The 24653-nt window shown below is 68.8% G+C and carries 26 protein-coding genes; 17 read left to right on the top strand and 9 right to left on the bottom strand.

The features are described from left to right. Positions 1 to 65: 65 nt before the first annotated feature. The 3 genes from bioB to ACTZWU_RS09590 all read right to left on the bottom strand — a co-directional run bounded on the left by bioB (position 66) and on the right by ACTZWU_RS09590 (position 2330). On the bottom strand, positions 66 to 1037 hold the full coding sequence (gene bioB / locus ACTZWU_RS09600) for a biotin synthase BioB (RefSeq protein WP_444737134.1): 972 nt from the start codon (positions 1035 to 1037) through the stop codon (positions 66 to 68). Next, positions 1034 to 1597: a biotin transporter BioY gene (locus ACTZWU_RS09595; protein ID WP_444737133.1), complete on the bottom strand. Its 564-nt coding sequence runs from the start codon at positions 1595 to 1597 to the stop codon at positions 1034 to 1036. The genes bioB and ACTZWU_RS09595 overlap by 4 nt, the downstream gene beginning before the upstream one ends. A gap of 70 nt (positions 1598 to 1667) precedes the next feature. Beyond that, positions 1668 to 2330 (bottom strand): GntR family transcriptional regulator, encoded by a 663-nt coding sequence (locus tag ACTZWU_RS09590; RefSeq protein WP_444737132.1) that lies wholly within the window; start codon positions 2328 to 2330, stop codon positions 1668 to 1670. A gap of 109 nt (positions 2331 to 2439) precedes the next feature. Here ACTZWU_RS09590 and ACTZWU_RS09585 point away from each other — a divergent pair, with 109 nt between their 5' ends. The 6 genes from ACTZWU_RS09585 (at position 2440) to ACTZWU_RS09560 (ending at position 8459) form a co-directional block, all read left to right on the top strand. Beyond that, positions 2440 to 3270 carry a metalloregulator ArsR/SmtB family transcription factor gene (locus tag ACTZWU_RS09585; RefSeq protein WP_444737131.1) on the top strand — a complete coding sequence of 277 codons (831 nt, stop codon included), beginning with the start codon at positions 2440 to 2442 and terminating at the stop codon, positions 3268 to 3270. Between the two features lie 4 nt (positions 3271 to 3274). Continuing rightward, a complete protein-coding gene (locus ACTZWU_RS09580) occupies positions 3275 to 4279 on the top strand; it encodes an ArsJ-associated glyceraldehyde-3-phosphate dehydrogenase (RefSeq protein WP_444737130.1) in 1005 nt (334 codons plus the stop codon). Continuing rightward, entirely contained in the window at positions 4276 to 5514 is a 1239-nt protein-coding gene (gene arsJ / locus ACTZWU_RS09575; protein ID WP_444737129.1) for an organoarsenical effux MFS transporter ArsJ, read from the top strand. The genes ACTZWU_RS09580 and arsJ overlap by 4 nt, the downstream gene beginning before the upstream one ends. A gap of 163 nt (positions 5515 to 5677) precedes the next feature. After that, the gene (locus tag ACTZWU_RS09570; protein ID WP_444737128.1) at positions 5678 to 6178 is read left to right on the top strand and encodes a TRAP transporter small permease; all 501 of its coding nucleotides are present in this window, start codon (positions 5678 to 5680) and stop codon (positions 6176 to 6178) included. A 1-nt stretch (position 6179) separates the two neighbouring features. Then, positions 6180 to 7460, top strand: coding sequence for a TRAP transporter large permease subunit (locus ACTZWU_RS09565; protein ID WP_444737127.1), 1281 nt, complete (start codon positions 6180 to 6182; stop codon positions 7458 to 7460). Between the two features lie 27 nt (positions 7461 to 7487). After that, positions 7488 to 8459, top strand: a complete 972-nt coding sequence (locus ACTZWU_RS09560; RefSeq protein ID WP_444737126.1) for a DctP family TRAP transporter solute-binding subunit — start codon at positions 7488 to 7490, stop codon at positions 8457 to 8459. A 62-nt stretch (positions 8460 to 8521) separates the two neighbouring features. Here ACTZWU_RS09560 and ACTZWU_RS09555 read toward each other — a convergent pair whose 3' ends face one another. Together ACTZWU_RS09555 and ACTZWU_RS09550 are read right to left on the bottom strand one after the other, a co-directional pair. After that, positions 8522 to 9550, bottom strand: a complete 1029-nt coding sequence (locus tag ACTZWU_RS09555; protein WP_444737125.1) for an L-idonate 5-dehydrogenase — start codon at positions 9548 to 9550, stop codon at positions 8522 to 8524. After that, complete coding sequence (locus ACTZWU_RS09550) at positions 9550 to 10500, bottom strand: 2-hydroxyacid dehydrogenase (RefSeq protein WP_444737124.1); 951 nt, start codon at positions 10498 to 10500, stop codon at positions 9550 to 9552. The genes ACTZWU_RS09555 and ACTZWU_RS09550 overlap by 1 nt, the downstream gene beginning before the upstream one ends. Before the next feature lie 103 nt (positions 10501 to 10603). Between ACTZWU_RS09550 and ACTZWU_RS09545 the strand changes: the two genes are divergently transcribed. The 8 genes from ACTZWU_RS09545 to ACTZWU_RS09510 all read left to right on the top strand — a co-directional run bounded on the left by ACTZWU_RS09545 (position 10604) and on the right by ACTZWU_RS09510 (position 16314). Continuing rightward, positions 10604 to 11359, top strand: coding sequence for an SDR family oxidoreductase (locus tag ACTZWU_RS09545; RefSeq protein ID WP_444737123.1), 756 nt, complete (start codon positions 10604 to 10606; stop codon positions 11357 to 11359). Continuing rightward, positions 11356 to 11853 carry a gluconokinase gene (locus tag ACTZWU_RS09540; protein ID WP_444737122.1) on the top strand — a complete coding sequence of 166 codons (498 nt, stop codon included), beginning with the start codon at positions 11356 to 11358 and terminating at the stop codon, positions 11851 to 11853. The genes ACTZWU_RS09545 and ACTZWU_RS09540 overlap by 4 nt, the downstream gene beginning before the upstream one ends. After that, positions 11850 to 12743: an NAD(P)-dependent oxidoreductase gene (locus ACTZWU_RS09535; RefSeq protein ID WP_444737121.1), complete on the top strand. Its 894-nt coding sequence runs from the start codon at positions 11850 to 11852 to the stop codon at positions 12741 to 12743. Before ACTZWU_RS09540 ends, ACTZWU_RS09535 begins: the two co-directional genes overlap by 4 nt. Beyond that, the gene (locus ACTZWU_RS09530) at positions 12740 to 13078 is read left to right on the top strand and encodes a hypothetical protein (RefSeq protein WP_444737120.1); all 339 of its coding nucleotides are present in this window, start codon (positions 12740 to 12742) and stop codon (positions 13076 to 13078) included. The genes ACTZWU_RS09535 and ACTZWU_RS09530 overlap by 4 nt, the downstream gene beginning before the upstream one ends. Before the next feature lie 78 nt (positions 13079 to 13156). Further along, positions 13157 to 14149 (top strand): LacI family DNA-binding transcriptional regulator, encoded by a 993-nt coding sequence (locus ACTZWU_RS09525; protein ID WP_444737119.1) that lies wholly within the window; start codon positions 13157 to 13159, stop codon positions 14147 to 14149. Positions 14150 to 14320: 171 nt separating this feature from the next. Continuing rightward, on the top strand, positions 14321 to 14626 hold the full coding sequence (locus ACTZWU_RS09520; RefSeq protein ID WP_444737118.1) for a hypothetical protein: 306 nt from the start codon (positions 14321 to 14323) through the stop codon (positions 14624 to 14626). 42 nt (positions 14627 to 14668) lie between these two features. Further along, positions 14669 to 15586, top strand: a complete 918-nt coding sequence (locus tag ACTZWU_RS09515) for an ETX/MTX2 family pore-forming toxin (protein WP_444737117.1) — start codon at positions 14669 to 14671, stop codon at positions 15584 to 15586. 167 nt (positions 15587 to 15753) lie between these two features. Continuing rightward, positions 15754 to 16314 (top strand): phosphoribosyl-AMP cyclohydrolase, encoded by a 561-nt coding sequence (locus tag ACTZWU_RS09510; RefSeq protein WP_444737116.1) that lies wholly within the window; start codon positions 15754 to 15756, stop codon positions 16312 to 16314. Here the strand turns inward: ACTZWU_RS09510 and ACTZWU_RS09505 are convergent. The 4 genes from ACTZWU_RS09505 to ACTZWU_RS09490 all read right to left on the bottom strand — a co-directional run bounded on the left by ACTZWU_RS09505 (position 16299) and on the right by ACTZWU_RS09490 (position 20758). Beyond that, positions 16299 to 17030, bottom strand: coding sequence for a response regulator transcription factor (locus ACTZWU_RS09505; protein ID WP_444737115.1), 732 nt, complete (start codon positions 17028 to 17030; stop codon positions 16299 to 16301). The two genes, ACTZWU_RS09510 and ACTZWU_RS09505, sit on opposite strands and share 16 nt — an antisense overlap. Before the next feature lie 3 nt (positions 17031 to 17033). Then, positions 17034 to 18668, bottom strand: coding sequence for a sensor histidine kinase (locus tag ACTZWU_RS09500; RefSeq protein ID WP_444737114.1), 1635 nt, complete (start codon positions 18666 to 18668; stop codon positions 17034 to 17036). A gap of 74 nt (positions 18669 to 18742) precedes the next feature. Further along, a complete protein-coding gene (locus ACTZWU_RS09495) occupies positions 18743 to 19750 on the bottom strand; it encodes an aldose epimerase family protein (RefSeq protein ID WP_444737113.1) in 1008 nt (335 codons plus the stop codon). 63 nt (positions 19751 to 19813) lie between these two features. Then, positions 19814 to 20758: a DMT family transporter gene (locus ACTZWU_RS09490; protein ID WP_444737112.1), complete on the bottom strand. Its 945-nt coding sequence runs from the start codon at positions 20756 to 20758 to the stop codon at positions 19814 to 19816. Positions 20759 to 20981: 223 nt separating this feature from the next. Here ACTZWU_RS09490 and ACTZWU_RS09485 point away from each other — a divergent pair, with 223 nt between their 5' ends. From ACTZWU_RS09485 to ACTZWU_RS09475, 3 genes are all read left to right on the top strand, one after another. Next, positions 20982 to 21254, top strand: coding sequence for a hypothetical protein (locus ACTZWU_RS09485; RefSeq protein ID WP_444737111.1), 273 nt, complete (start codon positions 20982 to 20984; stop codon positions 21252 to 21254). A 71-nt stretch (positions 21255 to 21325) separates the two neighbouring features. After that, positions 21326 to 22693, top strand: a complete 1368-nt coding sequence (chrA, locus tag ACTZWU_RS09480; protein WP_444737110.1) for a chromate efflux transporter — start codon at positions 21326 to 21328, stop codon at positions 22691 to 22693. 201 nt (positions 22694 to 22894) lie between these two features. Beyond that, entirely contained in the window at positions 22895 to 24652 is a 1758-nt protein-coding gene (locus ACTZWU_RS09475) for a sensor histidine kinase (RefSeq protein ID WP_444737109.1), read from the top strand. Position 24653 lies beyond the last annotated feature (1 nt).

The following is a 24653-nucleotide window of genomic DNA, read 5'->3' as shown; positions in this document are numbered from 1 at the left end:
CCCTTGATGGCCCTTGGCGGGCAGCTTACCACCCGTGGCGGCCAGTGCCAGAGCCGCCCTCGCGCTCAGGCGGGCTGGGGAACGGGCCGCTGCGCGACATCGCTGCGCATCCCCAGTCGCGCCAGCAGGTCGGCATCCTGCCACGAGGCCGGGTTCTCGGTCGTCAGCAGCACATCGCCCAGAAAGATCGAGTTCGCGCCCGCCAGAAAGCACAGGGCCTGCAACGTGTCGCTCATGCCGGTGCGGCCCGCCGACAGGCGCACCACGCTTTGCGGCATCAGGATGCGCGCCAAGGCCACCGCGCGGACCAGCGAGAAGGGCTCGACAGGCTCGGCCATGCCCTCGACCGGGGTGTTGGCGATGGGCTGCCACAGGTTGATCGGCACGCTTTCGGGATGGCGTTCCAGATTGGCCAGCAGGACCAGCATGGCGATCCGGTCCTCTTCGGTCTCGCCGATCCCGAGGATGCCGCCGCAGCACAGCCGGATGCCGCCCTGGCGCACATGGTCCAGCGTATCCAGCCGGTCCTGCATGGTCCGCGTGGTGGCGATGCGGTCGTAATGGGCGGGCGAAGTGTCGATGTTGTGGTTGTAGAAATCCAGCCCCGCCTCGCGCAGGCGGGTCACCTGAGCGGGGGTCAGCATGCCAAGCGTCATGCAGGTTTCCAGCCCCAGATCGCGCACCCCGCGCACCATCGCGCACAGCGCGTCCAGATCGCGGTCCTTGGGGCTGCGCCAGGCCGCGCCCATGCAGAAACGCTGCGCCCCCGCCGCCTTGGCGCGCCGGGCCGAGGCCAGAACGGCCTCGACGTCCATCAGCTTGCCGGCCTTGACGCCCGTGTCGTGATGCGCGCTTTGCGAGCAATAGCCGCAATCCTCGGGGCAGCCACCGGTCTTGATGCTGAGCAAGCTGGCCCGTTCCACGACATTGGGGTCGAAATGCGCTCGGTGAAGGCTCTGCGCCCGGTGCATCAGGTCGGGCAGAGGCAACGCGTGGATCGCGCGCGCCTCCTCCAGCGTCCAGTCGGTGCGGATCATGCGCCGCGCGCCCCCCGCGCGCGCGTCCACAGCGCCACGATCATCAGCGCCGACAAGATCTTGACCAGATCGCCCGCCACGAAGGGCAGGATGCCCGCAGCCAGCACCTTGTCGGCCGGCACGAACAGCGCCAGCCACGCTGCGCCAAGGGCATAGACCACCGCCAGACCGGCCAGCATCGCCAGCCCCTGACGAAGCAGGCCCGCGCCCTGCGCCAGCCAGCCGATCAGCCCCGCCGCCAGCAGATAGCCCGCCAGATAGCCGCCCGTCGGCCCGACCATATAGGCCAGACCCAGCCCGCGCTCGGGCGTGCCGGAAAAGACGGGCAGCCCCGCCGCGCCCATGCCCAGATAGGCCAGCATCGCGCCCACGGCCAGACGCGGCCCGGCAAGCGCGGCGATGGCCACGACCGCCAGCGTGTGCAGCGTCATCGGCACCGGCCAGAACGGCACCTGCACCTTGGCCGCCAGCGTGATCAGCGCCGCCAGCCCGAAGGCCGTTGCAACAGGCCGCGCCAGCCCGCGCAGGCCGCTGCGGTCGATACTTGTCTGCGTCGTCATGAGACCTCTCCTCTGCTTTATCTATGGATAGGCAGAGGGCTTCCGATCGCACAATCCGGATTATAGATAATCACCCAACAATCGCATAGGCGCCTGATCTGTCGAACTTGTTTTGCGGGCTTCGCCCTCTGATCCGGCCCACATGCTTGGCCAGGACCGAACAGGCCATGTCGGTCTGCCCCCGTCTCAGGGCGGCCAGAATGGCGCGGTGTTCCTGATCGGTGGGCTTTTCCCATTCGCTGCGCCAGGCGGCGAACAGGAACCGCGCGCTGGCCAGATGCAGGCTGTCGATGGTCGAGATCAGGCGCGGCATCGCGCAGGGTGCCAGCAACAGGCGGTGAAAGCGGCGGTTGGCCTCTTCCCAGGCGCGCACCTCGGTCGCGGCCTCGGCGGCACGGTTGGCTTCGCCCGCGGCCTCCAGCACGGCGGGCGTGATGCGGGGCGCGGCGTGGCGCAGGGCCAGAACCTCGAGCGCAGCGCGCATGGCGGCGACCTCGTGCAGTTCCTCGACATCGAACGAGGTGACGCGCATGCCGCGGCGCGGCTCGCTGATGGCAAGGCCCTGCGCTTCCAGCTGGCGGAAGGCCTCGCGCACGGGGACGTGGCTGGCGCCGAACTCGACCGCGATATGGTCCTGACGCAAGGGCGCGCCGGGCGGGATCGCGCCGGTGATGATGCGATCCGCCAGCGCACGGGCGATGCGAACCGCGATGGTGTCCTGAGGCTGTTTCATTACGCATGGATAATCCGCCGCCCGGGTCAGGTCCATCGCCCGACAGACGCCGCAAAAGCGTCATGAAAACTTCACTGGTGCCAGTCAATATTTCCTGTATTCCGGAATCATGGAACAAAATCGCGCTGCCCATGCCTTCGCCACGCTCGGCCATCCCGGTCGTCTGGCGGTCTTTGCCCTGCTGATGCGCTTTGCGCCGCGCGGGGCGCGCCCGACCGAGATCGCGCAGGCGCTTGGCCTGAAGCCCAATACGCTGTCGCACCACCTGTCGGACCTGACGGCCTCGGGTCTGGTCGATGTGCAGCGACAGGGGCGGTCACTGTTCTACTCGGTAGATCTGGACGTGACCGAGGCATTGCTGGGCTATCTGGCGCTGGATCTGGGGCGGGCGCGGCCCGGCCTGCTGGCGCCTCTGATCAAGGACAAACCCATGTCGGATTCCGCCTATCACGTGCTGTTCATCTGCTCGGGCAATTCCGCCCGCTCGATCTTTGCCGAGGCGCTGCTGCGCGATCTGGGGGCCGGAAAGTTCGTCGCCCACTCGGCGGGAACGCGACCCGGCAGCCAGCTGAACCCCTTCGCGCTGGAGGTGCTGGACCGCAACGGCCACGATACCGGCGCGCTGCGTTCGAAGCACCTGTCCGAATTCCAGGCGCCGGACGCGCCAATGATGGATTTTGTCTTCACCGTCTGCGACACGGCGGCGGCCGAGGAATGCCCGCCCTGGCCCGGCCAGCCCATCACCGGCCATTGGGGCCTGCCCGATCCGGTCAAGGCCGAGGGCACGGATGCCGAAAAGGGCCTGGTCTTTGCCCGGACCTATGGCGCGCTGCGCCGCCGGATCGAGGCCTTCGCGGCGCTGCCCGTGGCCAGCCTGGACCGGATTTCGTTGCAGGACCGCGTGGATCAGATCGACGCCTCCGAACTGACAAAGGACTGACCCCATGACACGGTTCGCGCTGAACGGCCTTGGCCGGATCGGAAAGCTGGCGCTGCGGCGCCTCATCGACGAAGGCATGGGCGGCCAGATCGTGCTGCTGAACGATGCGGCGGGCGATGCCGAACAGCACGCCCTGCTGATGGAGTTCGACAGTGTGCATGGCCGCTGGCCCGTGCCGGTCGCGGCGGAGGGCGACGCGCTGGTGCTGGGCGGCCACCGCATCCCGCTGACCCGCGAAAAGACCATCGAGGCCCTGCCGCTGGACGGCATCGATCTGGTCATCGACGCGACCGGCGTCTTCAAGACCGAAGCGACGATCGCCCCCTATTTCGCGGCGGGGGTGCAAAAGGTCGTGGTCAGCGCCCCGGTCAAGGACGGGGGCGCGCTAAACCTGGTCTATGGCGTGAACCATCATCTTTACGATGGCAGCCAGCGCATCGTCACGGCCGCCAGCTGCACGACGAACTGCCTTGCCCCCGTGGTCAAGGTCATCCACGATGCGCTTGGCATCCGCCACGGGTCCATCACGACGATCCATGACGTGACGAACACGCAGACCATCGTGGACCGCCCCGCCAAGGACATGCGGCGCGCGCGCTCGGCGCTGATGAACCTGATCCCGACGACGACGGGCAGCGCCACGGCGATCACGCTGATCTATCCCGAACTCGCCGGCCGCCTGAACGGCCATGCGGTGCGGGTGCCGCTGCTGAACGCGTCCCTGACCGATTGCGTCTTCGAGGTCGAACGCCCGACCGACGCGGCCGAGGTCAACGCCCTTTTCGCCGCCGCCGCCGAAGGCCCCTTGCAGGGCATCCTGGGCTACGAGACGCGGCCCCTCGTCTCGACCGATTACATCAACGACCCGCGCAGCAGCATCGTCGATGCGGGCTCGACCATGGTCGTGAACGGCACGCAGGTGAAGGTCTATGCGTGGTATGACAACGAATGGGGCTATGCCTGCCGATTGGTCGATATCGCGCGCATGGTCGCGGGGCGCATGACATGAACGGGATGCGCGCCTATGCGGCGGTGACGGCGGCTTATTGGGCCTTCATGCTGTCGGACGGCGCGCTGAGGATGCTGGTCCTGCTGCATTTCAACGGCTTGGGCTTCTCGCCGCTGCAACTGGCCTGGCTGTTCCTGCTATACGAGGTCGCGGGCATCGTCACCAATCTGGCCGCGGGCTGGCTGGCGGCGCGGTTCGGGCTGGCGGCAACGCTCTATGCGGGGCTGGGCATCCAGATCGCGGCGCTGGCGGCGCTGGCGCAACTGGACCCGTCATGGTCGGTCACGGCCTCGGTCGTCTTTGTCATGGCGGTCCAAGGGGCCTCGGGCGTGGCCAAGGATCTGGCCAAGATGTCATCGAAATCGGCGGTCAAGGTGCTGGCGCCCGCCGCTGACGGGGGCCTGTTCCGGTGGGTCGCGGCGCTGACCGGATCAAAGAACGCCGTCAAGGGTCTGGGCTTCTTCCTTGGCGCGGCGCTGCTGGCGCTGGCGGGGTTCCAGACGGCGATCTGGGGGATGGCCGGGGTGCTGGCCGCGATCCTGCTGGCGGTGGCGCTGCTCCTGCCGCCGGGCCTGCCGGGGCGGATGAAGGGCGCGGATCGCTGGTCGGGCTGGCGCTCGGCCGATCCCCGCGTGAACCGCCTGTCGCTGGCGCGGCTGTTCCTGTTCGGGGCGCGCGATGTCTGGTTCGTGGTGGGAATCCCGATCTACTTTCAGGCGGTCCTGTCGGACGGCACCGCCGAGGGCCGACGCGAGGCCTTCTTTCTGGTCGGCGGCTTCATGGCGGTCTGGATCATCCTCTATGGCGCGGTTCAGGCGGCGGCCCCGCGCATTTTGGGCGGCGCCGCACGCCCCGACGAGGCCGTGACGCGCGATGCGGCACGATGGGCGGGGCGGCTGGTGCCGATCCCTCTGGCGCTGGCGGCGGCGGTCTGGATCGCGGGCGAACCGGCGCCCTGGCTGACCGGGCTGCTGGTCGCGGGGCTGATGGGCTTCGGCTATGTCTTCGCGCTGAATTCCTCGGCCCATTCCTATCTGATCCTGGCCTTCGGGCAGGCGGACCGGATCACCCGCGATGTCGGCTTCTACTACATGGCGAACGCTGTGGGGCGGCTGACCGGCACGTTGCTGTCGGGGCTGTCCTATCAATGGGGCGGGCTGCCCCTTTGCCTTGCCACGGCGGGCGCAATGGCGGCGGCCAGCTGGTGGGCGATGCGGCGTCTGGCCGCGACCTGATACGCACGAGCCGACGGCGGGGGCTGTTTCCGCGCTGGATCAGGCGCAGCGATCACGCCCCGAAAGCCCCCGAACGAGATCGTTGACAGCTGCTATGGTATCGTTATCATCCATCCCATGAGCGGGCGTTCTCGCCCGGCCCGGGGGATGGGGAGGGGACCGGATGCTGTCAGGCATCAGAGCAGCCGTCGAGGCCTTCTGGCGGATCATCGACCTGATCATGGCCCTGCTGCTGGCAGCGCTGATCGTGCTGGTCTTCACCAATGTCGTCATGCGCTACGGCTTTTCCAGCGGGCTGCGCGTCACCATCGAATTGTCGCGACTGTGGTTCGTCTGGGTGGTCATGCTGGGCGCGGCGGTGATGCTGCGCCGGGGCGAGCATCTGCAATTGTCGGAATTTTCCGAAGCCGTGATGCCGCGCTTCGTCCCGATCCTGCGGCGCATCTGCTGGGCGGTGGTTCTGGTGGCGGTGCTGATGCTGTTCGTGGGGGCGTGGCGGCAGACGCTGGCCAACTGGAACAACATCTCTCAGCTGACGGGACTGCCCTCGGGGCTGATGTATCTGGCGGGCGTCGTGTCCGGGGCGATGATGGCCGCCATCGCCCTGGTGCGGATCTTCGGGCGTGATCCCGGCCCCGCAGCGCACCGCGTCGAGGAACACTGACATGACGCTGGCCCTTTTCCTCGGCGTGCTGTTCATCGGCATCCTGGCCGGCCTGCCCGTCGCCTTTGCGCTGCTGCTGTCCTCAATGGCGCTGATGGTCCACATGAACCTGTTCAGCGCCGACATCCTCGCGCAGTCGCTGATCAACGGGGTGGACAGCTTTCCGCTGCTGGCGGTCCCGTTCTTCCTGGTCGCGGGCGAGGTCATGTCGCGCGGCGGGCTGTCCACGCGGATCGTCGCGCTGGCCATGGCGCTGGTCGGGCATCGACGCGGCGGCCTTGGCTATGTGGCGATCCTGACGGCCATCGTGCTGGCGGGCCTTTCGGGGTCGGCGGTGGCGGATGCGGCGGCGCTGGTCTCGATCCTCTATCCGATGATGCGCAAGGCCGGATACCCCGAGGGGCGCAGCCTGGGCCTGCTGGCCTCGGGCGGGATCATCGCGCCGATCATCCCGCCATCCCTTCCCCTGATCCTTGTGGGGGTTGCGGGCAACATCTCGATCGCCAAGCTGTTTCTGGCGGGGATCGTGCCGGGGCTGATGATGGGCCTGATGCTGATGGCGATCTGGACCCTGCTGATGCGCGGCGAAGAGCTTGAGGTCATGCCCCGCGCCAGCGCCGCCGAACGCTGGAAGGCACTGCGCGAGGGGTTCTGGGCGCTGCTTCTGCCGGTCATCATCATCGGCGGCATCCGCTCGGGCGCCTTCACCCCGACCGAGGCCGCGGTGGTCGCGGCAGTCTATGCGATCCTGATCTCGACCATCGTCTATCGCGAGATGACCTTTGGCGGCTTCGTCGATGTGCTGATCCAGGCGGGCCGGTCCACGGCGATGGTGATGTTCCTCGTGGGCGCGGCGATGGTGGCGGCCTGGCTGATCACGGTCGCGCAGCTGCCCCAGCAACTGGCCGGGATGCTGGCGCCGCTGATCGACAATCCGCGCCTTCTGATGCTGGTCATCATGCTGCTGGTCCTTGCGGTCGGCATGGTCATGGACCTGTCGCCCACCGTGCTGATCCTTGTGCCGCTGCTGATGCCCGTGGTCCGCATGGCCGGCATCGACGAGGTGTATTTTGGGCTGATGTTCATCCTGAACTGCTCGATCGGGCTGATCACGCCACCGGTCGGCACGGTGCTGAACGTCGTCTGCGGCGTGGGCCGGGTGCCGGTCAGCCAAGCGGTGCGGGGCGTGGCGCCCTTCATCCTCGGCTACGTCGTGCTGCTGGGGCTGTTCATCCTGTTTCCGGAACTGATCACCGTGCCTGCCCGCATCATGGGCGGCTGAACGAACCTTGAGGGAGGAGAGACCGACATGAAGACCATTTTCCGCACCACCGCGCTTGTCGCGGCCCTGTCGCTGGCCGGAATGGCGGCCGAGGCGCAGACCGCCTTGCGGCTGGCCCATGCCGCGCCCGAAAGCGATCTGCAACAGAGCCTTGCGCTGTTCTTCAAAGAGCAGCTCGAGGAACGCAGCGGCGGCGAGATCACCGTGACCATCTTCCCGCAGGGCCAGCTTGGCAACGACGCGGCGATGGTGGACGGCACGCGGTCGGGCATCATCGACGTCGTGATGACCGGCCTGAACAACATGACCGGCCTCGTTCCCGAGGCGGGGGCTTTCGAACTGCCCTTCATGTTCCCGTCCCGCGCCGACGCCTATGCGGTTCTGGATGGCGAGATCGGCCAGGGCATCAGCGCCGAATTCACCGCCCACGGCCTGCAGATGCTGGGCTATCCCGAAAACGGCTACCGCAACATGACCAACAATCGCGGGCCGATCACGACGCCTGCGGATGTGGCGGGACTGCGGATGCGGGTCAACAACTCGAAGGCGCTCAGCGACATGTTCCAGCTGCTGGGCGCGACCCCGCAGCAACTGCCCGTGGCCGAGCTTTACACCGCGCTGGAAACCGGCGTCGTGGACGCGCAGGACCACCCGATCGGCATCGTGCAAAGCTTCAAATACGACGAGGTGCAGGATTACCTCTCGCTGACCCAGCACGCCTATTCGGCGCTGGCGCTGGCGATGAACCCCAACAAGTTCAACGGCCTGTCCGAGGAACAGCAGGCGCTGGTCATGGAAGTCGCGGCCGAGGCTGTCGCCATGCAGCGCGAACTGGCGCAAGAACGCGAGGAGGAGATGCTGGCCGATCTGGCCTCGAAGGGGATGCAGATCAACCGCGACGTCGATTCCGCCGCCTTTCAGGAGGTCGTCCGCCCGGTCTGGGACAATTTCATTGCCGAGAACGGCGATGCCATCGTCACCGCGATCACCAGCCGCTGAGCGGTTCGCGCCAATGTCAAAGGGGGCCTTTCGGCCCCCTTCCCCATGCCGCTCGGCCCGGCTCAGAACGTCAGCTGCACCTTGATGGCTTTGCTGCGATCCGAAGCCAGCGCAAAGGCGGCCGGCGCCTCGTCCAAGGGCAGGCTGTGCGTGATCAGCGGCGAGACATCGATCAGCCCCTGCCGCATCAGCGAAACGCCTGTGGCGAATTCCTCGTGAAAGCGGAAGCTGCCGCGCAGGTCCAGTTCCTTGGCGGTCAGCGCCATCATCGGGACCGTCATGTCACCGCCCAGCCCAAGCTGCATGACCACGCCGCGCGGGCGCATCGCGCCGATCCCCGCCGCCAGCGCGGGCGCCGCGCCCGAACATTCGTAGAGCACGTCGAAATGCCCCTTGTCGGCGGTATAGGGCAGCAGGGCCTCGGGGTCGCTGCTCAGGTTCAGCGTCAGGTCCGCACCCACCCGGCGCGCGGTCCGAAGGGTGAAGTCCGACAGGTCAGTCGCCACGATCTGCGCCGCGCCCGCCCGTCGCGCCGCCAGAACGGCCAGCAACCCGATCGGCCCGCAGCCCGTCACCAGAACCCGCGCGCCCAGCAGGTTCCCCGCCCGCCGCGTCGCGTGCAGCACCACTGCCAGCGGCTCGGCCATCGCGGCCTCACCGGCGTCAAGGCCCGTCGCATCGACGCATTGCGCCGCATCCGCGACCAGCAATTCGCGGAAAGCCCCTTGCACATGCGGATAGGGCATGGCCGATCCGTAGAAGCGCATGTTCATGCAATGGTTCGGCAATCCCTCGCGGCAGGGGCGGCAATTCCCGCAGGGCCGCGAGGGCGAGACGGCGACAAGCTGGCCCGGCGCGAAGCCCTCGACCCCCGGCCCAAGCGCCTGCACCCGCGCCGAGACCTCGTGCCCAAGGATCATCGGCTCGCGCAGTCGAACGCTGCCGAAACCACCGTGATTGGCGTAATGCAGGTCCGAACCGCAGATCCCGCCGCGCTCCAGTCGCAGTAAAAGCTGACCCGGCGCCGGAACCGGATCGGGGCGATCCTCGATCCGCAGGTCATGGGCGGCGTGGATGACAAGCGCGCGCATCACGACACCTCGGACAGAAGCGGGCGGCCCGCGAAATGAGCCTCCAGATTGTCGCGCAGAAGCTGGCCCATCGCGCGGCGCGTCTCGTGCGTGCCGCTGGCGTGATGGGGTTGCAGCACGACGTTCTTCAACGCAAGGAAGCGCGGGTTCAGCGCCGGCTCGCCCTCGAAGACGTCAAGAGCGGCCCCGGCGATGCGCCCGGCCTCCAGCGCGTCCAGCAGCGCCTCCTCGTCCAGATTGGCGGCGCGCGAGATGTTGACCAGCATCCCGTCGGGGCCAAGCGCCTCGATCACGCGGGCATCGACGATGTGGCGCGTCTGGAGCGTGGCGGCCAGCGCCATGACCAGCAGATCGCAGCCCTGGGCCAGTGCCACGGGGTCGGCGACGAAATCCCAGCCCTCGGGGGCGTCGGCTTTGGGCGCGCGGCTGGAATAGGCGATGGACATGCCGAACCCCGCCAGCCTGCGCCCCACGGCCATGCCGATCCGGCCAAGGCCCAGGATCCCTGCCCGCTTGCCCCATAGCCGCCGTTGCAGGGGATAGCCGCCGCGCGTCTGCCAGGAACCGTCGCGCACCCAGGCCTCGGCCCCGATCATGCCGCGTGCAAGGGCCAGCGCCATGCCGACGCCCAGATCGGCGACATCCTCGGTCAGCACGTCGGGCGTGTTCGTCACCCGGACGCCGCGCGCCCGCGCCGCGCCCAGATCGACGGCATCCGTGCCAACGCCATAGACGCTGATGATCTCAAGCCGGGGGCAGGCGGCGATCAGCGCCGCATCCGCACCCAGCTCGCCCCGCGTGGCGATGCCGCGCACATTGGGCGCATGGCGCGCCAGAAAGGCCACCCGGTCCTCTGCCTCGAACAACCGGTGCATGGTGAACATCCGGTCCAGCGGCTGTTGGTCCCATTCGGGATAGGGACCGATCTGAAGAATCTCGGGGCGGGTCATCTTTCCTCCGGCATGTCGGGCAGGGTGCTTGACAGTGTCTGGTAACGATAACATATTCACTTGGAGCTTAGCTTGTCCATCACCAAAGAAGCCCGAGGCCGCCATGACCCACCCGCTTTTCGATCTGACCGGGCGCCGGGCGCTGATCACGGGGTCGTCGCAGGGGATCGGGCTGGCCCTTGCGCGCGGTCTGGCCGAAGCAGGGGCCGGGATCGTCCTGAACGGACGCGACCCTGCGCGGCTGGCCGAGGCGACCGCAGGGATCGACGGCGCGCATCCCCTGCCCTTCGACGTGACCGATCACGACGCCGCCCGCCGCGCCATCGACGCATTCGAGGCCGAGCATGGCGCCATTGACATTCTGGTCAACAATGCCGGGATGCAGTTCCGCGCGCCGCTTGAGGATTTCCCCGCCGACGCCTTCCAGCGGCTGCTTCAGACCAATGTGGCCAGCGTGTTCAACGTGGGTCAGGCCGTCGCGCGTCACATGATCGCGCGCGGACGCGGGCGGATCATCAACATTGCCAGCGTCCAGACCGCGCTGGCCCGGCCTTCGATCGCGCCCTACACGGCGACCAAGGGCGCGGTCGGCAACCTGACCAAGGGCATGGCGACCGATTGGGCGCGCCACGGGCTGCAATGCAACGCCATCGCGCCGGGCTATTTCGACACGCCGCTGAACGCCGCGCTGGTGGCCGATGCCGATTTCTGCACCTGGCTGGAAAAGCGCACCCCCGCAGGTCGGTGGGGCCGCGTCGAGGAACTGGTCGGCGCCTGCGTCTTTCTGGCGTCGGACGCGGCCAGTTTCGTCAACGGCCACGTCCTTTATGTCGATGGCGGCATCACGGCCTCGCTATGAGCCTGCGCGTGGTGATCATGGGGGTCTCGGGGACGGGCAAGACCAGCCTGGGGACGGCCCTGTCTGACCGGTTGGGCATTCCCTATCTGGACGGCGACGACCTGCACCCCGAGGCCAATGTCGCCAAGATGGCGGCGGGCATTCCCTTGACCGATGACGACCGCTGGCCGTGGCTGGACCTTGTGGCGCAGACGCTGAACGCGCGCGCGCCGGTGATCCTGGGCTGCTCGGCGCTCAGGCGCGCCTATCGCGACCGTCTGAGGGCCGGGGCCGGGGGGCGGGTGCACTTCCTGCACTTGACCGGCCCGCAAGAGGTGATCGCGGCACGCATGCAGGCCCGGCAAGGGCATTACATGCCCCCCGCCTTGCTGGACAGCCAGTTCGCCACGCTTGAACCGCCCGGCCCGGACGAGGCCGTGGCGCTGGACATCACCCTGCCGCTGGCCGATCTGGTCGGGATCGCGGCGGCCGCACTTCAAGGACCGGACGCATGAGCCAGACCCCAATCGCTTTGATCGGCGCGGGCGCGATGGGCGGCGCGATCGGCGAGCGGCTGGTCGCGACCGGCACCGCACTGCGGGTCTTCGACCTGAACCCCGCCCGGCTGGAACCCTTGACCGAGCTTGGCGCGACAACCTGCGCCAGCGCCGCCGAGGCCGCGACGGGCGCGCGCGCCGTGATCCTGTCGCTCAACGCGCCCGCCATCGTCCGGGCGGCGGTGTTCGGGCCGGGCGGCGTGGCCGAGGGCGCGGCACCCGGCGCGCTGATCATCGACATGTCCTCGATCGACCCGCATGCCACCGAGGCGCTGGCCCGCGACGCGGCAGAGCGCGGGCTGCGTTGGGTGGACAGCCCGCTTTCGGGCGGCGCGCCCAAGGCGGCCATCGGGCAACTGACGCTGATGCAGGGCGGCAGCCCCGAGGACGTGACCGAGGCGCAGCAGGTTCTGGCCCGCGTCGCCTCGAACCAGACCCGGATGGGGGAGGCGGGCGCGGGGCAGACGACCAAGCTGATCAACCAGATCCTCTGCGGGCTGAACTTTCTGGCCGTGGCCGAGGCGACCGCCCTGGCCGAGGCCGCGGGCGTGGACGCCACCCGCATCCCGCAGGCCCTTGCGGGCGGGCGGGCCGACAGCGCGATCCTGCAGGAATACATGCCCCGTTTCGCCGCGCGCGATTATCGGCCCACGGGACGCATCGACAACATGGTCAAGGACCTGAACGGCGCGCAGGATCTGGCCCGCGCCAGCCACACGCCCATGCCCCTGACCGCGCTTTGCGCCGAGGTTCACCGCCTGCTGACCGCGCGCGGTCTGGGGGCCGAGGATCAGGCAGCGCTGATGGAATTCTTCCCCAACCCTCTGGCCAAGGAACCGACACGATGATCACCCGCTACGCCCTGTTCGAGGGCCGCGTCCATGATGGCCAGCAGGACGCCTTTCGTCAGGCCGTCCTGACCGAGGTCCTGCCGGAATGGAAAAGCTTTCCGGGTGCCCTGGCCGTCCGCGTCAGCTTTGCCGAGTTCCGCGACGAGGGCGCGCCTGAAATCCCGATGGTGCTGGCGATCAGCTATCCCGACCTTGCCACGGTCGAGGCCGCGCTGGCCAGCTCCGCCCGCAGCCGTGCCAAGGCCGCGACCGAGGCCGTTCTGGCGCGCTTCTTCACCGGGCGCATCCATCATCACGTCACCACGGCCCATGACCACCCTCTGACCGCTTGAAAAGCCGTTCCCGATCCTGTCCATAATCAGGGACCGACCTCAGGGGGACATCACGAATTGCCGCGCCGCGCGCCCACCATGATCGACATTGCCCGGCTGGCCGGGGTCTCGCCCATGACCGTCAGCCGGACCTTCAAGGCCGACGGCTCGGTCAGCGAGACGGCGCGGGCGGCGGTGCTGCGGGCGGCGGACGAGCTGGGCTATGTGTTCGACAGCACCGCCTCGGCGCTGCGGTCGCAACGCAGCGATTTCGTTGCGGTCACGATCCCCTCGATCAACAACGCGAACTTTGCCGATACCGTGCGGGGCCTTTCCGACGGGCTGCGCGCGCGTGGCTTGCAGATCCTGCTGGGTTACACCGATTACGACATCGCCGCCGAGGAACAGCTGATCGCCCAGCTTCTGCGTCGCCGCCCCGAGGCGATGGTCGTCACCGGCGGCACCCATACCGACCGCGCCCGCAACCTGCTGGAAAAGGCCGCCATCCCCGTGGTCGAGATCTGGGATCTGCCCGCCCGCCCCATCGGGCACGTGGTGGGCTTTTCCAACGCGGCGGCGGTGGGCGGGCTGGTCGATCACCTTGTCGCGCAGGGCCGCCAGCGGATCGCCTTCATCGGCGGCGACACGGCGCGCGACACGCGCGGCCTTGACCGGCGGCGCGGTTTCGTAGCCGCGATGCAGCGCCACGGGCTGGACGCGAGCCGGCTGGTCGATGCGGGCACGCCCCCCATCTCGATGGCCGAGGGCGCGGCGGCGATGGCGGATCTGCTGATGCGGATGCCCGACACGGACGGGGTCGTCTGCGTGTCGGACCTTTCGGCCTTCGGCGCGCTGACCGAATGCCAGCGGCGCGGCATCGCGGTGCCGGATCGCGTGGCCATCGCCGGTTTCGGCGAATACGAGATCGCGCCGATCTGTGTCCCCGCCCTGACCACGGTGAACCCCTTTCCGCTGCGGATCGGGCTGGAGGCCGCCGCGCTGATCCTGTCGGCGCTGGACGGCCGCCTGTCCGAACCAGCCACCGTGGCGATCACGCCGGCCCTTCTGCCGCGCGCCAGCACCGGCGCCTGACCGGCCGGAAAAAACGCCGCCCCCGTCGCGTGGTGTTTCGTGCGTAACACGAGCTTTCTTTCCTTTGGGGCAATCTTGGGTTGCAGGCGGAACAAACCGCCCTGCATGAAGCGCGGCCATCGCGCCGCCCCTGACAGGAGAGAACCCATGCCTCTGCAAAAGATCGGAAAGATGTCGCTGAAGAATTCGGGCGGCTTCGTGACGCGCATCCAGTTCAGCTATCTGGATGACGAGGGCAACAAGCAGCTCAGCCGCCAGGGCCACGACATCACGCTTGGCTTCACCGACACGCGCGACCCCGGCGATCTGGGCGTGCCGGACGGCGCGATGGTCTACATGCATGCCTTCGTCGTCTGGGGCACCGACAACGAGGCCAAGCGCGCCTTTCTCTATGAAAAGGGCAACACCTCGGTCGCCCATTACAACATCAGCGGCACCACGCTCAGCAACGATCTGGGCCTGACCGAGATTTCGTGACGCGCAAGGCCCCGACGGGCCGATGACAGGGAGAGGGCAACCATGACACTGCAATATCTGGAAACCAACGTGATCGGGGCCTACCTGATCGACGCATGGCAGAACCGGCTTCAGACCGAAAGCGACCCGGTGGCGGGGCGCTGGTTCCGGCAGGGCCCGGACAATTCGCCGGGCCTGTTCGGCGGGCTGAGCGACATCCTGATGACCGATCTGGTCTTCGAGCCGGGCCAGGCCAGCGTCAACCGCACCAAGGATCTGGCCTTGTCCACGACGCTGGACAACCGCGCCGGGCTGCTGAACGATTCACCGGCCACCAACACGCTGAGCTGGCAGGTGACGAACACCGTCGCCACGACAAGCAGCCATACCCACTCGGTCAAGTCCAGCCTTTCCGAGAAGATCGTGGCGAAGGGCACGATCAAGCTGATCGAAGTGGCATCCGAGACGACCCTGTCCTTTGAATACGCCTATTCCTGGACCGAGACGCAGGCCGTCACCCGGACCGAGGTCAAGACCTTCACCGCCAGCATTCCGCTGAAGGTGCCGCAGGGTCGGGCCTACAAGCTGCTGGTCCTGGCCGACCGCAGCGCGCTGACCTCGCCCTATTCGGCGAAGATCCGGCTGAAGGGCAAGAGCGAGGCGAATTTCGAGCATCCCGTGAACGGCAAGACACGCCATTCGGCGGATGCGGGCACGATCTGTTCCTGGATCAACGAATATGGCAGCGCCGGCGACGACGCGATGACCTTCGCGGCCGACCCGGACAATCCGGCCGAGGGGATCGCCTCGATCCGTGGGATGCTGCGGGTGGACCAGTCCATCGACTTCAACATCCTGGCCATCGACGTGACCTCGACGCTGGATGCCGACCCGGCCTCGACGCGGATCGTCCAGCGCCTGCTGAACGGAGAGAGCCTGCCCGCCGACCAGCTGGTGACGGCCAAGCCGATGGCGGCCTGATGCGGATGCCGGGCGGGACGGCCCCGCCCGGCACCTTGTCTTGCGGAAAAGGCCGCGGGCCCGCTTTTCATCTTCCGTTCATGTTCAGGTCAGGCAGGTTTCAGACCCGGCGCCCATTTTCCCTTCATTCCCGCAGAGAGGCTGCGGGCCGACAGAGGAGAACCACGATGACCCTTCGCATGATAACCCTTGGCGCCGCGATCCTGACCCTGCCCGGCGCGGCCATGGCCGTGACCGCCACCAAGATCGACGCCGCCATCACACAGGCCGAAGTCGAGGCCGCGCAGCAGGCCTGGGGCGACGCGCTGGTCCAGATTTCGGCCGATTTCGCCGAAGGCGGCATCGACCAGGCCCGCGCCACCGCCGAGGCCGTGCTGGACGCGGCCTACGGCTATGAGCTTGGCCCGGTCCTTTTCAAGCCGACCCTGGCCGAAGCGCCCCAGACCTTCCGCACCACGCGCGAAGGCGCGCTGGCCTATTTCGTGGGCCATGACGACAGCTTTGCCGAGGACACGGGCTTTGCGCTGAAGGGCTGGACCGAGGTCGAAATCGAGAACGCTGCGATCTTCATCAGCGGCGACACCGCGATGACGATGGGCCATGTCCATATCACCGGTCCCGACGGCGCGGTGACGACGGTGGACAAGACCTGGGGCTTCCAGCGTGACGAGGCGGGCGATCTGCGGATCGTGCTGCACCATTCCTCGCTGCCCTACAGCGCCGAGTGATCCTCGGCCGTCCCGCCTTCGGGCAGGGGCAGGCGATAGCCGAGGCCGCGCACCGCAAGGATGCCCAGCCTCGGGTCCAGCCCTGCCAGCTTGCGGCGCAGGCGGCTGACATAGACATCGACCACATTGGTCAGCGGGTCGCGATCGGCCTGCCAGACGCGCGCCAGGATACGCTCGCGGCTGACCGTCGCGCCCCGCGCCGCCAACAGCAATTCGATCAGCGCCAGTTCGCGCGCGGTCAGCGCGACCTCTTGCGCGCCAAGGCGCAGCGCCGGCAGGCGGCGGTCCAGCGTGACCGCCCCGATCCGCGGCAGCGCGCGGTCCAGCGGGCGGCCCGCCCGGCGCATCAGCGCCTCGATCCGGGCCAGCAATTCGTCGAAATCAAAGGGCTTGGGCAGGTAATCATCGGCGCCGCGCCTCAGCCCGTCGGTGCGTTCATGGCTTTCGCCAAGCGCGCTCAGCATCAGGATCGGCACGTCATGGCCGCGCTGCCGCAGCGCCTGGCACAGGGTCAGCCCGTCCATGCCCGGCAGCAGCACGTCCAGCACCACCACGCCCGACGCGCCGCGCGTGCGGCAATCGCGGGCAAAACCCTCGGCGGCGATCAGCCCGGTCTGCCCGCAGGCGCGGTGCTGGACGGCATATCCCTCGGCCTGAAGGCCACGCATCAGAAAGTCGGCAACCCGGGGGTCGTCCTCGATCAGCAGGATGTCCATGGCCTAACCTCCGATCTGCGGCGGGCGGGGCAGCGTCAGCACCGCTTCGACGCCCTGCGGAGCGTTCGCGTGCAGGACCAGCCGCCCGCCTTGCGCCTGCGCAAGATCCTGCGCGATGGCAAGCCCAAGACCAAGGCCGTCAGGCCGGTGCCGCCGCGCGGCGTCGCCCCGCCAGCCGCGCGTGAAAGCCCGCGCCAGGTCACCCGGCGCGATGCCGATGCCCCGGTCGCAGACATGCAGCGTCAGGGCGGCCGGTCCCTGCCGCACGGCCACGGTGACCTCGCCGCCCGGATGCGAGTAGCGCACCGCATTGTCCAGCAGCGCGGCTACGATCTGCTGCAACCGGTCGGGATCGGCCAGGACGGTGCATCCCTCGGGCAGAGGCTTCAGCGCGACCGTCACCTGTCGCGGCAGGCCCTGCCCGCGCGCGCCCTCGACCGCGCGGGACAGAAGCGGCGCGAGCCGCACGGGCTGCGGATCGACCGACAGGGGGCCGCGCGGGTCGCGCACGAAGGTCAACAGATCCTCGATCAGGCGGCCCATCTGGCGCGTCACCGCGACGATGCGCGTCAGCGCGGCGCGTGGGGACTCGGCGTCCGGCGCGCGCAGGGCCACCTGCGCCTCGCCCCGGATCACGGTGACGGGGGTGCGCAATTCATGGCCGATATCCGCGACAAGCTGCTGGCGCGCCTGTTCCGAGGCCGCAAGCTCGTCCAGCGCATGGCGCAGTTCGCCGGTCCGCGCCTCGACCGCCTCTTCCAGTTGGCCGCGAAAGCGCGCCTCGCGCTGGCGGTTCTGGGTGACCTCGGCGGCCATCACGTTCAGCTGGCGGCCAAGGCGGATGAATTCGCGGTCGCGGAAGCCGTCGAAGCGGTGGCTGAAATCGCCCCGCGCATAGGCGCCCAGACCCTCCTCGATGCGCCGCAGGGGACCGCGCAGGCGCGCGACCAGCCACAGGGCCAGCGCAAGGCTGCCGGCCACGCCGCTGCCCGCCGCGATCAGGAACAGCCGCCGCGCGCCCGCCAGGCCCTCATCCGCGCGCAGGCGGTCCATATCCAGCGCCGCGCGCTCGGCGGCCAGGCTCTGCGCCAGAAGTGCGGGCAGGTCCGCGTCGGCCATGTCGCCGAAGCGGCCGTCGAACTGGCGGTCGATGCGCTGGATCGCCACGCCCTTGGCCCTTGGGCGGGCCGGAAGCAGCGCCCCGGTCTCGGCATTCAGCCGGTCCAGTGCCACAGCCAGCAGGGCGCGGGTGCGGTCGCGGGCCGCGGCCTCGGCGGGGGGTTTGCCACGCAGGGCGTCGGCTGCGCGGGCCTCGAGGACCAGCGCGCTGTAATCGCGCAGATGCGCCTCGAGGCGGCCGATCAGCGCCTCGCGCGTCTCGGGCGGGGCGGGCTGGCCCAGGATGCGGCGATAGCTCCAGTTGCGCAGCTCGGTCTTGTCCTCGGCGAACATCAGCAGCGTGGCGTAGATGTCGCTGGCGATGCGCCCGCGCAGGACGCGATGCTCGGCCTCGCGCAGGATGTGCCAGCCCAGCACCGCCATCAGCAGGGCCAGCCCCGCCAGCGCGGCAAAGGCCATCTGCAGCCGAAACCCGTAACTGCCGCGTCGCCGGTTCCGGCCCGCCCTTCGCCCCATCATCGCCGCCTCTTGCACCCGACGCCATGTTCGCCCGAACCCGGCGCGGCGTCCATGCCGGGCGGACGCGGCGGGGGTCACGCCTGCGTCAGGCGGTATTCGGTCACGGACTGCCAGACCTCGCCGGGCCTGAGGATCGCGTCGGGAAAGCCCGGGCGGTTCGGGGCGTCAGGCCAGTGCTGCGCCTCGAGCGCGATGCCCGCATGGGGGCCGTAGCGACGCCCGCCAAGACCCGGGACGCCGTCGAGATGCGCCCCGTCATAGACCTGAAGCCCGCAGCAGGTGGTCCGCACCTCAAGGCTCAGCCCGCTGCGACCGGCCAGCCATGCGACGGGGCGCAGGGGCGTGGGTGCGGGCGACAGGCAGAAATTGTGATCCAGCGCCCCGACCTGTCCGACCGGCCGGTCGGCGCGGAAATCAAAGGGCGTGTCCGCCACAGGCAGGATACGGCCATCGGGGATCAATTCGGCATCGACGGGCAGGTAATGCTGCGCCGCGATCCGCAGCCTGTGGTCGCGGATATCACCCAGCCCGTCGAGGTCGAAATAGCCGTGATGGGTCAGGCTGCAAGGGGTGGCCTTGTCGGTCCGCGCCTCCAGCGTGATACGCAGCGTCCGGTCGGCCAGCGCGATCCGCGCGGTGATGTCCAGCTGACCCGGAAAGCCCATATGCCCATCAGGCAGCGTCAGCGACAGCGTGACCGAGGCTGGCTGCAGCGTCTCGATCCGCCAGACCATCGTGTCGGTGCCTTGGCTGCCGCCATGCAGCGTGTGGCGCCCGAGGAAATTGGCGTCCAGCGCGTGGCTCTGCCCGTCCAGCACCATGCGCGCCCCGCCGATGCGGTTGCCATAGCGGCCCACGATGGCGCCCAGATAGCGGCCGGGACCCAGATAGTCCTCGGGCGTCTCGCAGCCCAGAACCAGCGGATGCGCGACGCTGTCCAGCCGCAGATCCTGCACGATGGCGCCTAGCGTCAGAACCCGCGCGCGCAGGCCGCCCCCGGCCAAGGTGATGGCCTCGACCCTGCGCCCGTCGGGCAGGGTGCCGAAATCCGTGATCCGGTCGGTCGGGGGCGTCTGGGTCATGGGTCAGGGTCCGTTATCGCTTTGCGCGATCTGATGCCGGATGCGGGGCGTCCGCAAGCCCTTCTAGCCCTGCGGCGTGCTGGCCTTGCGCTGGCCCGCGCGTTCAAGCCCCAGACGGCGTTCGCGCCAGATGATCATGATCCCGGCCAGGATCACGATGGCCGCGCCCGCGATCACCGGCAGGCCCGGCACTTCGGCAAAGAACCACCAGCCGATGGCGACGGCCAGCAGCATCGAGACGTAATCGAACGGCGCGACGACCGAGGCATCGGCATGACGATAGGCCGAGGTCAGCAGGATCTGCCCCACCCCGCCCAGCAGCCCCGTCGTCACCAACAGCGCCAGCGTCGGCAGGTCGGGCAGCACCCAGCCGAAGGGCAGCGTCAGCAGGGACAGCCCCGACGCCGTGATCGAGAACCAGAAGACGATGGCCGAGGTGCGCTCGACCTGGACCAGCTTGCGCACGAAGATCATCGCCAGCGCCGTGCAGATCGCGCCGGTCAGCGCGACCATGGCCCCCAGCATTCGCACCGGATCGGCGTCACCCGCGCCCGCGCCCAACTGCGGCGACAACACGATCAGCACCCCGCAAAGCCCAAGCGCGACCATGCCAAGGCGAAAGGCCCGCACGTCCTCGCCCAGAAACATCCCCGCAAAGACCACGACCAGCAGCGGCGAGGCGTAGCCGATCGCCGTCGCCTCGGGCAGCGACAGAAGCGCCAGCGCCCAGAAGCCGAAGCCCATCGCCGCCGTGCCCGCAAGCCCGCGATAGACATGCCCCATGGGCCGCGCGCTGTATAGCCCGCCGCGCCATTCCCGCCGCCAGACCAGCCAGGCCAGGATCACCGGCACCGCAAAGATCGAGCGGAAAAAGACTTGCTGCCCCGGCGGCACGCCGATCTCGGGCGCCGAGGTCGTCTTGACCAGCGCCGCCATCACCGTGAAGACCGTGACAGAAGCGCATTTCAGCAGGATGCCCCGCAGCGGAGATGATGGGCCGGATGTCACGTCGCGCGTCCTTGGTTCGATGACGCGACCTAGCCAGAATTTGCAGATCGTGTAAATCCCTGCCCTGCCGCCCGTCCTGACAGGCCCCGTGCGCTTGCACTTGGCCGCAACATTGCCATATACCCCCATATGCGAACTGTTCGGTTCAGTTTGAAATCACAGCCGGGATTGTGGCAGGCCTTCCGCCGCGTGATCCCGTCTGCCGATTGTCGGGATGATCGCGATGTATTGCACCTGCTGCGGCCACGAGGCCGATCCGGATTGCGCGACCTGTGCCAATTGCGGGGCGCGCTACAGCCGCCAGCCCGCCGGAATGGCGGCGGGGCTGGCAATCATGCTGATCGGCCTGTCGCTGATCCAGTTGGGACAAACCGGCGCGGCGCTGGCCATCATCACGGCGGGGTTTGTGCTGTTCCTGCTGACCGCGCGGCGGCGCTGGCTGCCCTTTGGGCAAGGCTCGGCGATGCGGGGGCTGATGCGGCGCTTGGCCGGCTAGGGGCTTCTTGACCTCGGCCGGGGGCTGACCGATAGCTTCGCGGTGACGCGTGGCGGCAGAGGGCAGAGATAATGCGCGACCGGCCTTATCCCACCCTCTCCGAGGCTGTCCGTGTCTGGGCGCGGATCGGCCTGCTCAGCTTCGGCGGCCCGGCCGGGCAGATCGCGCTGATGCACCGCATCCTGGTCGAGGAAAACCGCTGGCTGGGCGAGAAGCGGTTTCTGCACGCGCTGAATTACTGCATGCTGCTGCCCGGACCCGAGGCGATGCAGCTGGCCGTCTATATCGGCTGGCTGATGCACCGGACCCTTGGCGGCGTGATCGCGGGGCTGCTGTTCGTGCTGCCCGGCCTGGTGTCGATCATGGCCCTGTCATGGGTCTATGCGATCTGGGGCGATGCGGGGCCGGTCGAGGCGTTGTTCTTTGGCCTCAAGGCCGCGGTGCTGGCCATCGTGATGCAGGCGGTGATCCGCATCGGCGGCCGGGCGCTGAAGAACGGCGCGATGATCGGGATTGCGGCTGCCTCTTTCGTGGCGATCTTCGTTCTGGGCATTCCCTTTCCGGCCATCATCCTGACGGCGGGTCTGATCGGCTTTCTGGGCGCAAGGGCCAGGCTGCCGGCCTTTCGGGGCGGCGGGGGGCAGGCCAAGGCCGGTGCGGCGCAGGTCGCGGATGCCGACACCTTGCTGGGCGAGGAAACGCCCGATCATGCCCGCGTCAACCTGCCCTGGGCCTTGCGCCTGTCGGCCGTGATCCTGGCGCTTTGGCTGGTGCCGGTGGGCGCCCTGTTCGTCCTGCTGGGACCGCAGGACGTGTTCTCGCGGATCGCGGGCTTCTTCAGCGTGATGGCGGTGGTGACCTTCGGCGGAGCCTATGCGGTGCTGGCCTATGTCGCGCAGGAGGCGGTCCGAAATTACGGATGGCTGATGCCCGGCGAGATGCTGGACGGGCTGGGCATGGCCGAAACGACGCCCGGCCCGCTGATCATGGTCACGCAATTCGTGGGCTTCATGGCCGCCTTGCGGGATGCGGGCGGGTTGCCTCCGCTGCTGGCAGGCACGCTTGGCGGGCTTCTGACGACCTGGGTGACCTTTGTGCCGTGCTTCCTGTGGATCTTTCTGGGCGCGCCCTTCATCGAAAGACTGCGTGACAACCGCGCCATCGCCTCGGCGCTGTCGGGAATCACGGCGGCGGTCGTGGGGGTGATCCTGAACCTCGCGCTGTGGTTCGGGCTGCATGTGATCTTCACCGAGGTCAGGCCGGCGCTGATCGCGCTGCCCGCGTTGAACGTGCCGGTCTGGTCGTCACTGGACCCTGTCGCTCTGGCGCTGGTCGCGGGCTCGACGGTGGCCGTTTTCGCGCTGCGCCTCGGGCCGGTCGCGGTGCTGGTCATGGCCGCGCTGGCCGGGCTGGCGATGCGCGCGGCGGGGCTGGCCTAGGTCGCGATCGCAAGGACGTCCGGTGACTGCGCGCCCGTCGCCCAGCAACAGCCCGCCGGGCGCGACGAAGTCATCGACAGCGCGGAGAGGCTGCCGGGTCGGGGGCGCTGCCCCCGTCGCCTGCGGCGACCCCCCCGGGATATTTGGCCAAGGCAAAGGCGGGGCTTTTGCTTGGGTGCGCTTGCATGGCATGGTGACGGCATGACGCGTCTTGTATCCCGGTCACTGCCCCGTCTGGCCCTGCTGCTGGTTCTGGTCGCGGGCCTGAGCCTCGTGGCCGGATCGGTCACGCGGCAGGCCGGTCTGGCGCGGCTGGACGAGGAATTGCAGGGCCGCGTCGCGCTGGCCGGGCACGCCATCGTCACCCAGATCGAGCGCTATCGTTACCTGCCCGCCATCATTGCCGAGGATGCCCGTATTCTGGATCTTCTGGCCGCGCCGGACGGGTCGGCAGAGGCGGCCAACGGCTATCTGCAGGTCGCGCGCGATCTATCGGGGGCGGACGAGCTTTATCTGCTGGATGCGCGCGGGGTGACGCTGGCCGCCAGCAACCACGCCGAGCCAAGCAGTTTCGTCGGTCATGATTATTCGTTCCGCCCCTATTTCGTGGATGCGATGCGGCATGGCGAGGGCCGCTATTACGCCGTCGGCGTGACGACGGGCGTGCCGGGCTATTTTCTGGCCTCGCGGGTGGGGGATGCGGATTCGCCGCTTGGCGTGGCCGTGGCCAAGGTGGACATGGCGGGGCTGGCCGCAGCCTGGGAGGGGGCCGGGCAGGATATCGGGCTGGCCGATGATCTGGGGGTCGTCTTCCTGTCGGGTCGCGCGGATTGGGCCTATCGCCCGCTGGACCCGCTGTCCGGGTCCGCGCTGGCCCGGATCGGCGCCGAGCGGCGCTATGACGGAGTGGACATCGCCGCCGCCGCGCCGCTGCGAGAGGCGATGGACGGGGGGCTGCATCTGGCCGAGGGCGTGCTGGAGGCCGATCGCTGGCGCATCATCGCCGGGCTGCCGGTGGCGCCGGTCAACGCTGAGGCGCGGCTGGTCGCGGCGGCGACCGCGCTGGCGGGGTTGCTGGCATCGGCGCTTGGGCTTGGGCTGTGGCAGCGGCGCCAGCTGATCCGGGTGCGGCTGAACCAGAATGCCGAGCTGGAGCGCCGCGTGGCCGAGCGGACCGAGGCCCTGGCCCGCGAGATCGACGAGCGCCGCCGCGCGCAGGAGGATCTGCGCCGCACCCATGAGAGCCTTGTCCATGCCGCGAAGCTGGCCGTGCTGGGGCGGATGTCATCGACCATCGTGCACGAGGTCAGCCAGCCCCTTTCGGCGCTGGACAGCACGCTGGCGGCGGCAGAGCTGCATCTGGCGGCCGGGCGGGGCGACAAGGCGGCGGCGAGCCTTGGCTCGGGGCGGGCGATGCTGGTGCGGATGCAGAAGATGGTTCGCAACCTGAAGCGGTTCGGCGCAAGGCAGCGCCCCGAGCCGCCCGAGGCCGTCGATCTGGCGCAGGTGGTCGTGGGCAGCGCCGAGGTTCTGGCGCCCCGGCTTCGCGAACTGGGCCAGAGCCTTGTGCTGGACCTGCCCGCCGGCCTGCCTGCGGTGCGCGGCCATGCGATCCGGTTCGAGCAGGCGGTGACGAACCTGATCCTGAACGCCGCCGAGGCCAATGCCGTCCAGGGCAGCGCCGAGCCGATCGGTGTCGCGCTGACCCTTGGGCAGGACGGGTTGCGCCTGGTGATCGAGGATCGCGGCCCGGGCATCGCGCCGGGCATGGAAAGCCGCATCCGCGAGCCCTTTTTCACCACGCGACTGTCGGGCGAAGGCCTGGGTCTGGGCCTGTCGATCACGCAGGGCATCCTGGATCAGGCAGAGGGGCGGCTGGGCTTTCGCCCCCGGCCGGGCGGCGGCACCGTGACCCAGGTCGAACTGCCCCTGTTCCGCCCCGAGCGGCTGGCGGGCTGAT

The sequence above is a fragment of the Paracoccus sp. NSM genome (assembly GCF_052379855.1).
Classification (GTDB): Bacteria; Pseudomonadota; Alphaproteobacteria; order Rhodobacterales; family Rhodobacteraceae; genus Paracoccus.
This window is presented reverse-complemented; position numbering and strand designations above follow the sequence as displayed.

What these genes read in the sequence shown, in the direction of transcription:
- chrA (WP_444737110.1), top strand. Translation starts at nt 21,326, where the DNA reads ATGCGCGACCGGCCTTATCCCACCCTCTCCGAGGCTGTCCGTGTCTGG.
- ACTZWU_RS09475 (WP_444737109.1), top strand. Translation starts at nt 22,895, where the DNA reads ATGACGCGTCTTGTATCCCGGTCACTGCCCCGTCTGGCCCTGCTGCTG.
- arsJ (WP_444737129.1), top strand. Translation starts at nt 4,276, where the DNA reads ATGAACGGGATGCGCGCCTATGCGGCGGTGACGGCGGCTTATTGGGCC.
- ACTZWU_RS09535 (WP_444737121.1), top strand. Translation starts at nt 11,850, where the DNA reads ATGAGCCAGACCCCAATCGCTTTGATCGGCGCGGGCGCGATGGGCGGC.
- ACTZWU_RS09595 (WP_444737133.1), bottom strand. Translation starts at nt 1,597, where the DNA reads ATGACGACGCAGACAAGTATCGACCGCAGCGGCCTGCGCGGGCTGGCG.
- bioB (WP_444737134.1), bottom strand. Translation starts at nt 1,037, where the DNA reads ATGATCCGCACCGACTGGACGCTGGAGGAGGCGCGCGCGATCCACGCG.
- ACTZWU_RS09500 (WP_444737114.1), bottom strand. Translation starts at nt 18,668, where the DNA reads ATGATGGGGCGAAGGGCGGGCCGGAACCGGCGACGCGGCAGTTACGGG.
- ACTZWU_RS09530 (WP_444737120.1), top strand. Translation starts at nt 12,740, where the DNA reads ATGATCACCCGCTACGCCCTGTTCGAGGGCCGCGTCCATGATGGCCAG.
- ACTZWU_RS09585 (WP_444737131.1), top strand. Translation starts at nt 2,440, where the DNA reads ATGGAACAAAATCGCGCTGCCCATGCCTTCGCCACGCTCGGCCATCCC.
- ACTZWU_RS09545 (WP_444737123.1), top strand. Translation starts at nt 10,604, where the DNA reads ATGACCCACCCGCTTTTCGATCTGACCGGGCGCCGGGCGCTGATCACG.
- ACTZWU_RS09565 (WP_444737127.1), top strand. Translation starts at nt 6,180, where the DNA reads ATGACGCTGGCCCTTTTCCTCGGCGTGCTGTTCATCGGCATCCTGGCC.
- ACTZWU_RS09515 (WP_444737117.1), top strand. Translation starts at nt 14,669, where the DNA reads ATGACACTGCAATATCTGGAAACCAACGTGATCGGGGCCTACCTGATC.
- ACTZWU_RS09505 (WP_444737115.1), bottom strand. Translation starts at nt 17,030, where the DNA reads ATGGACATCCTGCTGATCGAGGACGACCCCCGGGTTGCCGACTTTCTG.
- ACTZWU_RS09485 (WP_444737111.1), top strand. Translation starts at nt 20,982, where the DNA reads ATGTATTGCACCTGCTGCGGCCACGAGGCCGATCCGGATTGCGCGACC.
- ACTZWU_RS09525 (WP_444737119.1), top strand. Translation starts at nt 13,157, where the DNA reads ATGATCGACATTGCCCGGCTGGCCGGGGTCTCGCCCATGACCGTCAGC.
- ACTZWU_RS09570 (WP_444737128.1), top strand. Translation starts at nt 5,678, where the DNA reads ATGCTGTCAGGCATCAGAGCAGCCGTCGAGGCCTTCTGGCGGATCATC.
- ACTZWU_RS09580 (WP_444737130.1), top strand. Translation starts at nt 3,275, where the DNA reads ATGACACGGTTCGCGCTGAACGGCCTTGGCCGGATCGGAAAGCTGGCG.
- ACTZWU_RS09590 (WP_444737132.1), bottom strand. Translation starts at nt 2,330, where the DNA reads ATGAAACAGCCTCAGGACACCATCGCGGTTCGCATCGCCCGTGCGCTG.
- ACTZWU_RS09495 (WP_444737113.1), bottom strand. Translation starts at nt 19,750, where the DNA reads ATGACCCAGACGCCCCCGACCGACCGGATCACGGATTTCGGCACCCTG.
- ACTZWU_RS09550 (WP_444737124.1), bottom strand. Translation starts at nt 10,500, where the DNA reads ATGACCCGCCCCGAGATTCTTCAGATCGGTCCCTATCCCGAATGGGAC.
- ACTZWU_RS09560 (WP_444737126.1), top strand. Translation starts at nt 7,488, where the DNA reads ATGAAGACCATTTTCCGCACCACCGCGCTTGTCGCGGCCCTGTCGCTG.
- ACTZWU_RS09555 (WP_444737125.1), bottom strand. Translation starts at nt 9,550, where the DNA reads ATGCGCGCGCTTGTCATCCACGCCGCCCATGACCTGCGGATCGAGGAT.
- ACTZWU_RS09510 (WP_444737116.1), top strand. Translation starts at nt 15,754, where the DNA reads ATGACCCTTCGCATGATAACCCTTGGCGCCGCGATCCTGACCCTGCCC.
- ACTZWU_RS09520 (WP_444737118.1), top strand. Translation starts at nt 14,321, where the DNA reads ATGTCGCTGAAGAATTCGGGCGGCTTCGTGACGCGCATCCAGTTCAGC.
- ACTZWU_RS09540 (WP_444737122.1), top strand. Translation starts at nt 11,356, where the DNA reads ATGAGCCTGCGCGTGGTGATCATGGGGGTCTCGGGGACGGGCAAGACC.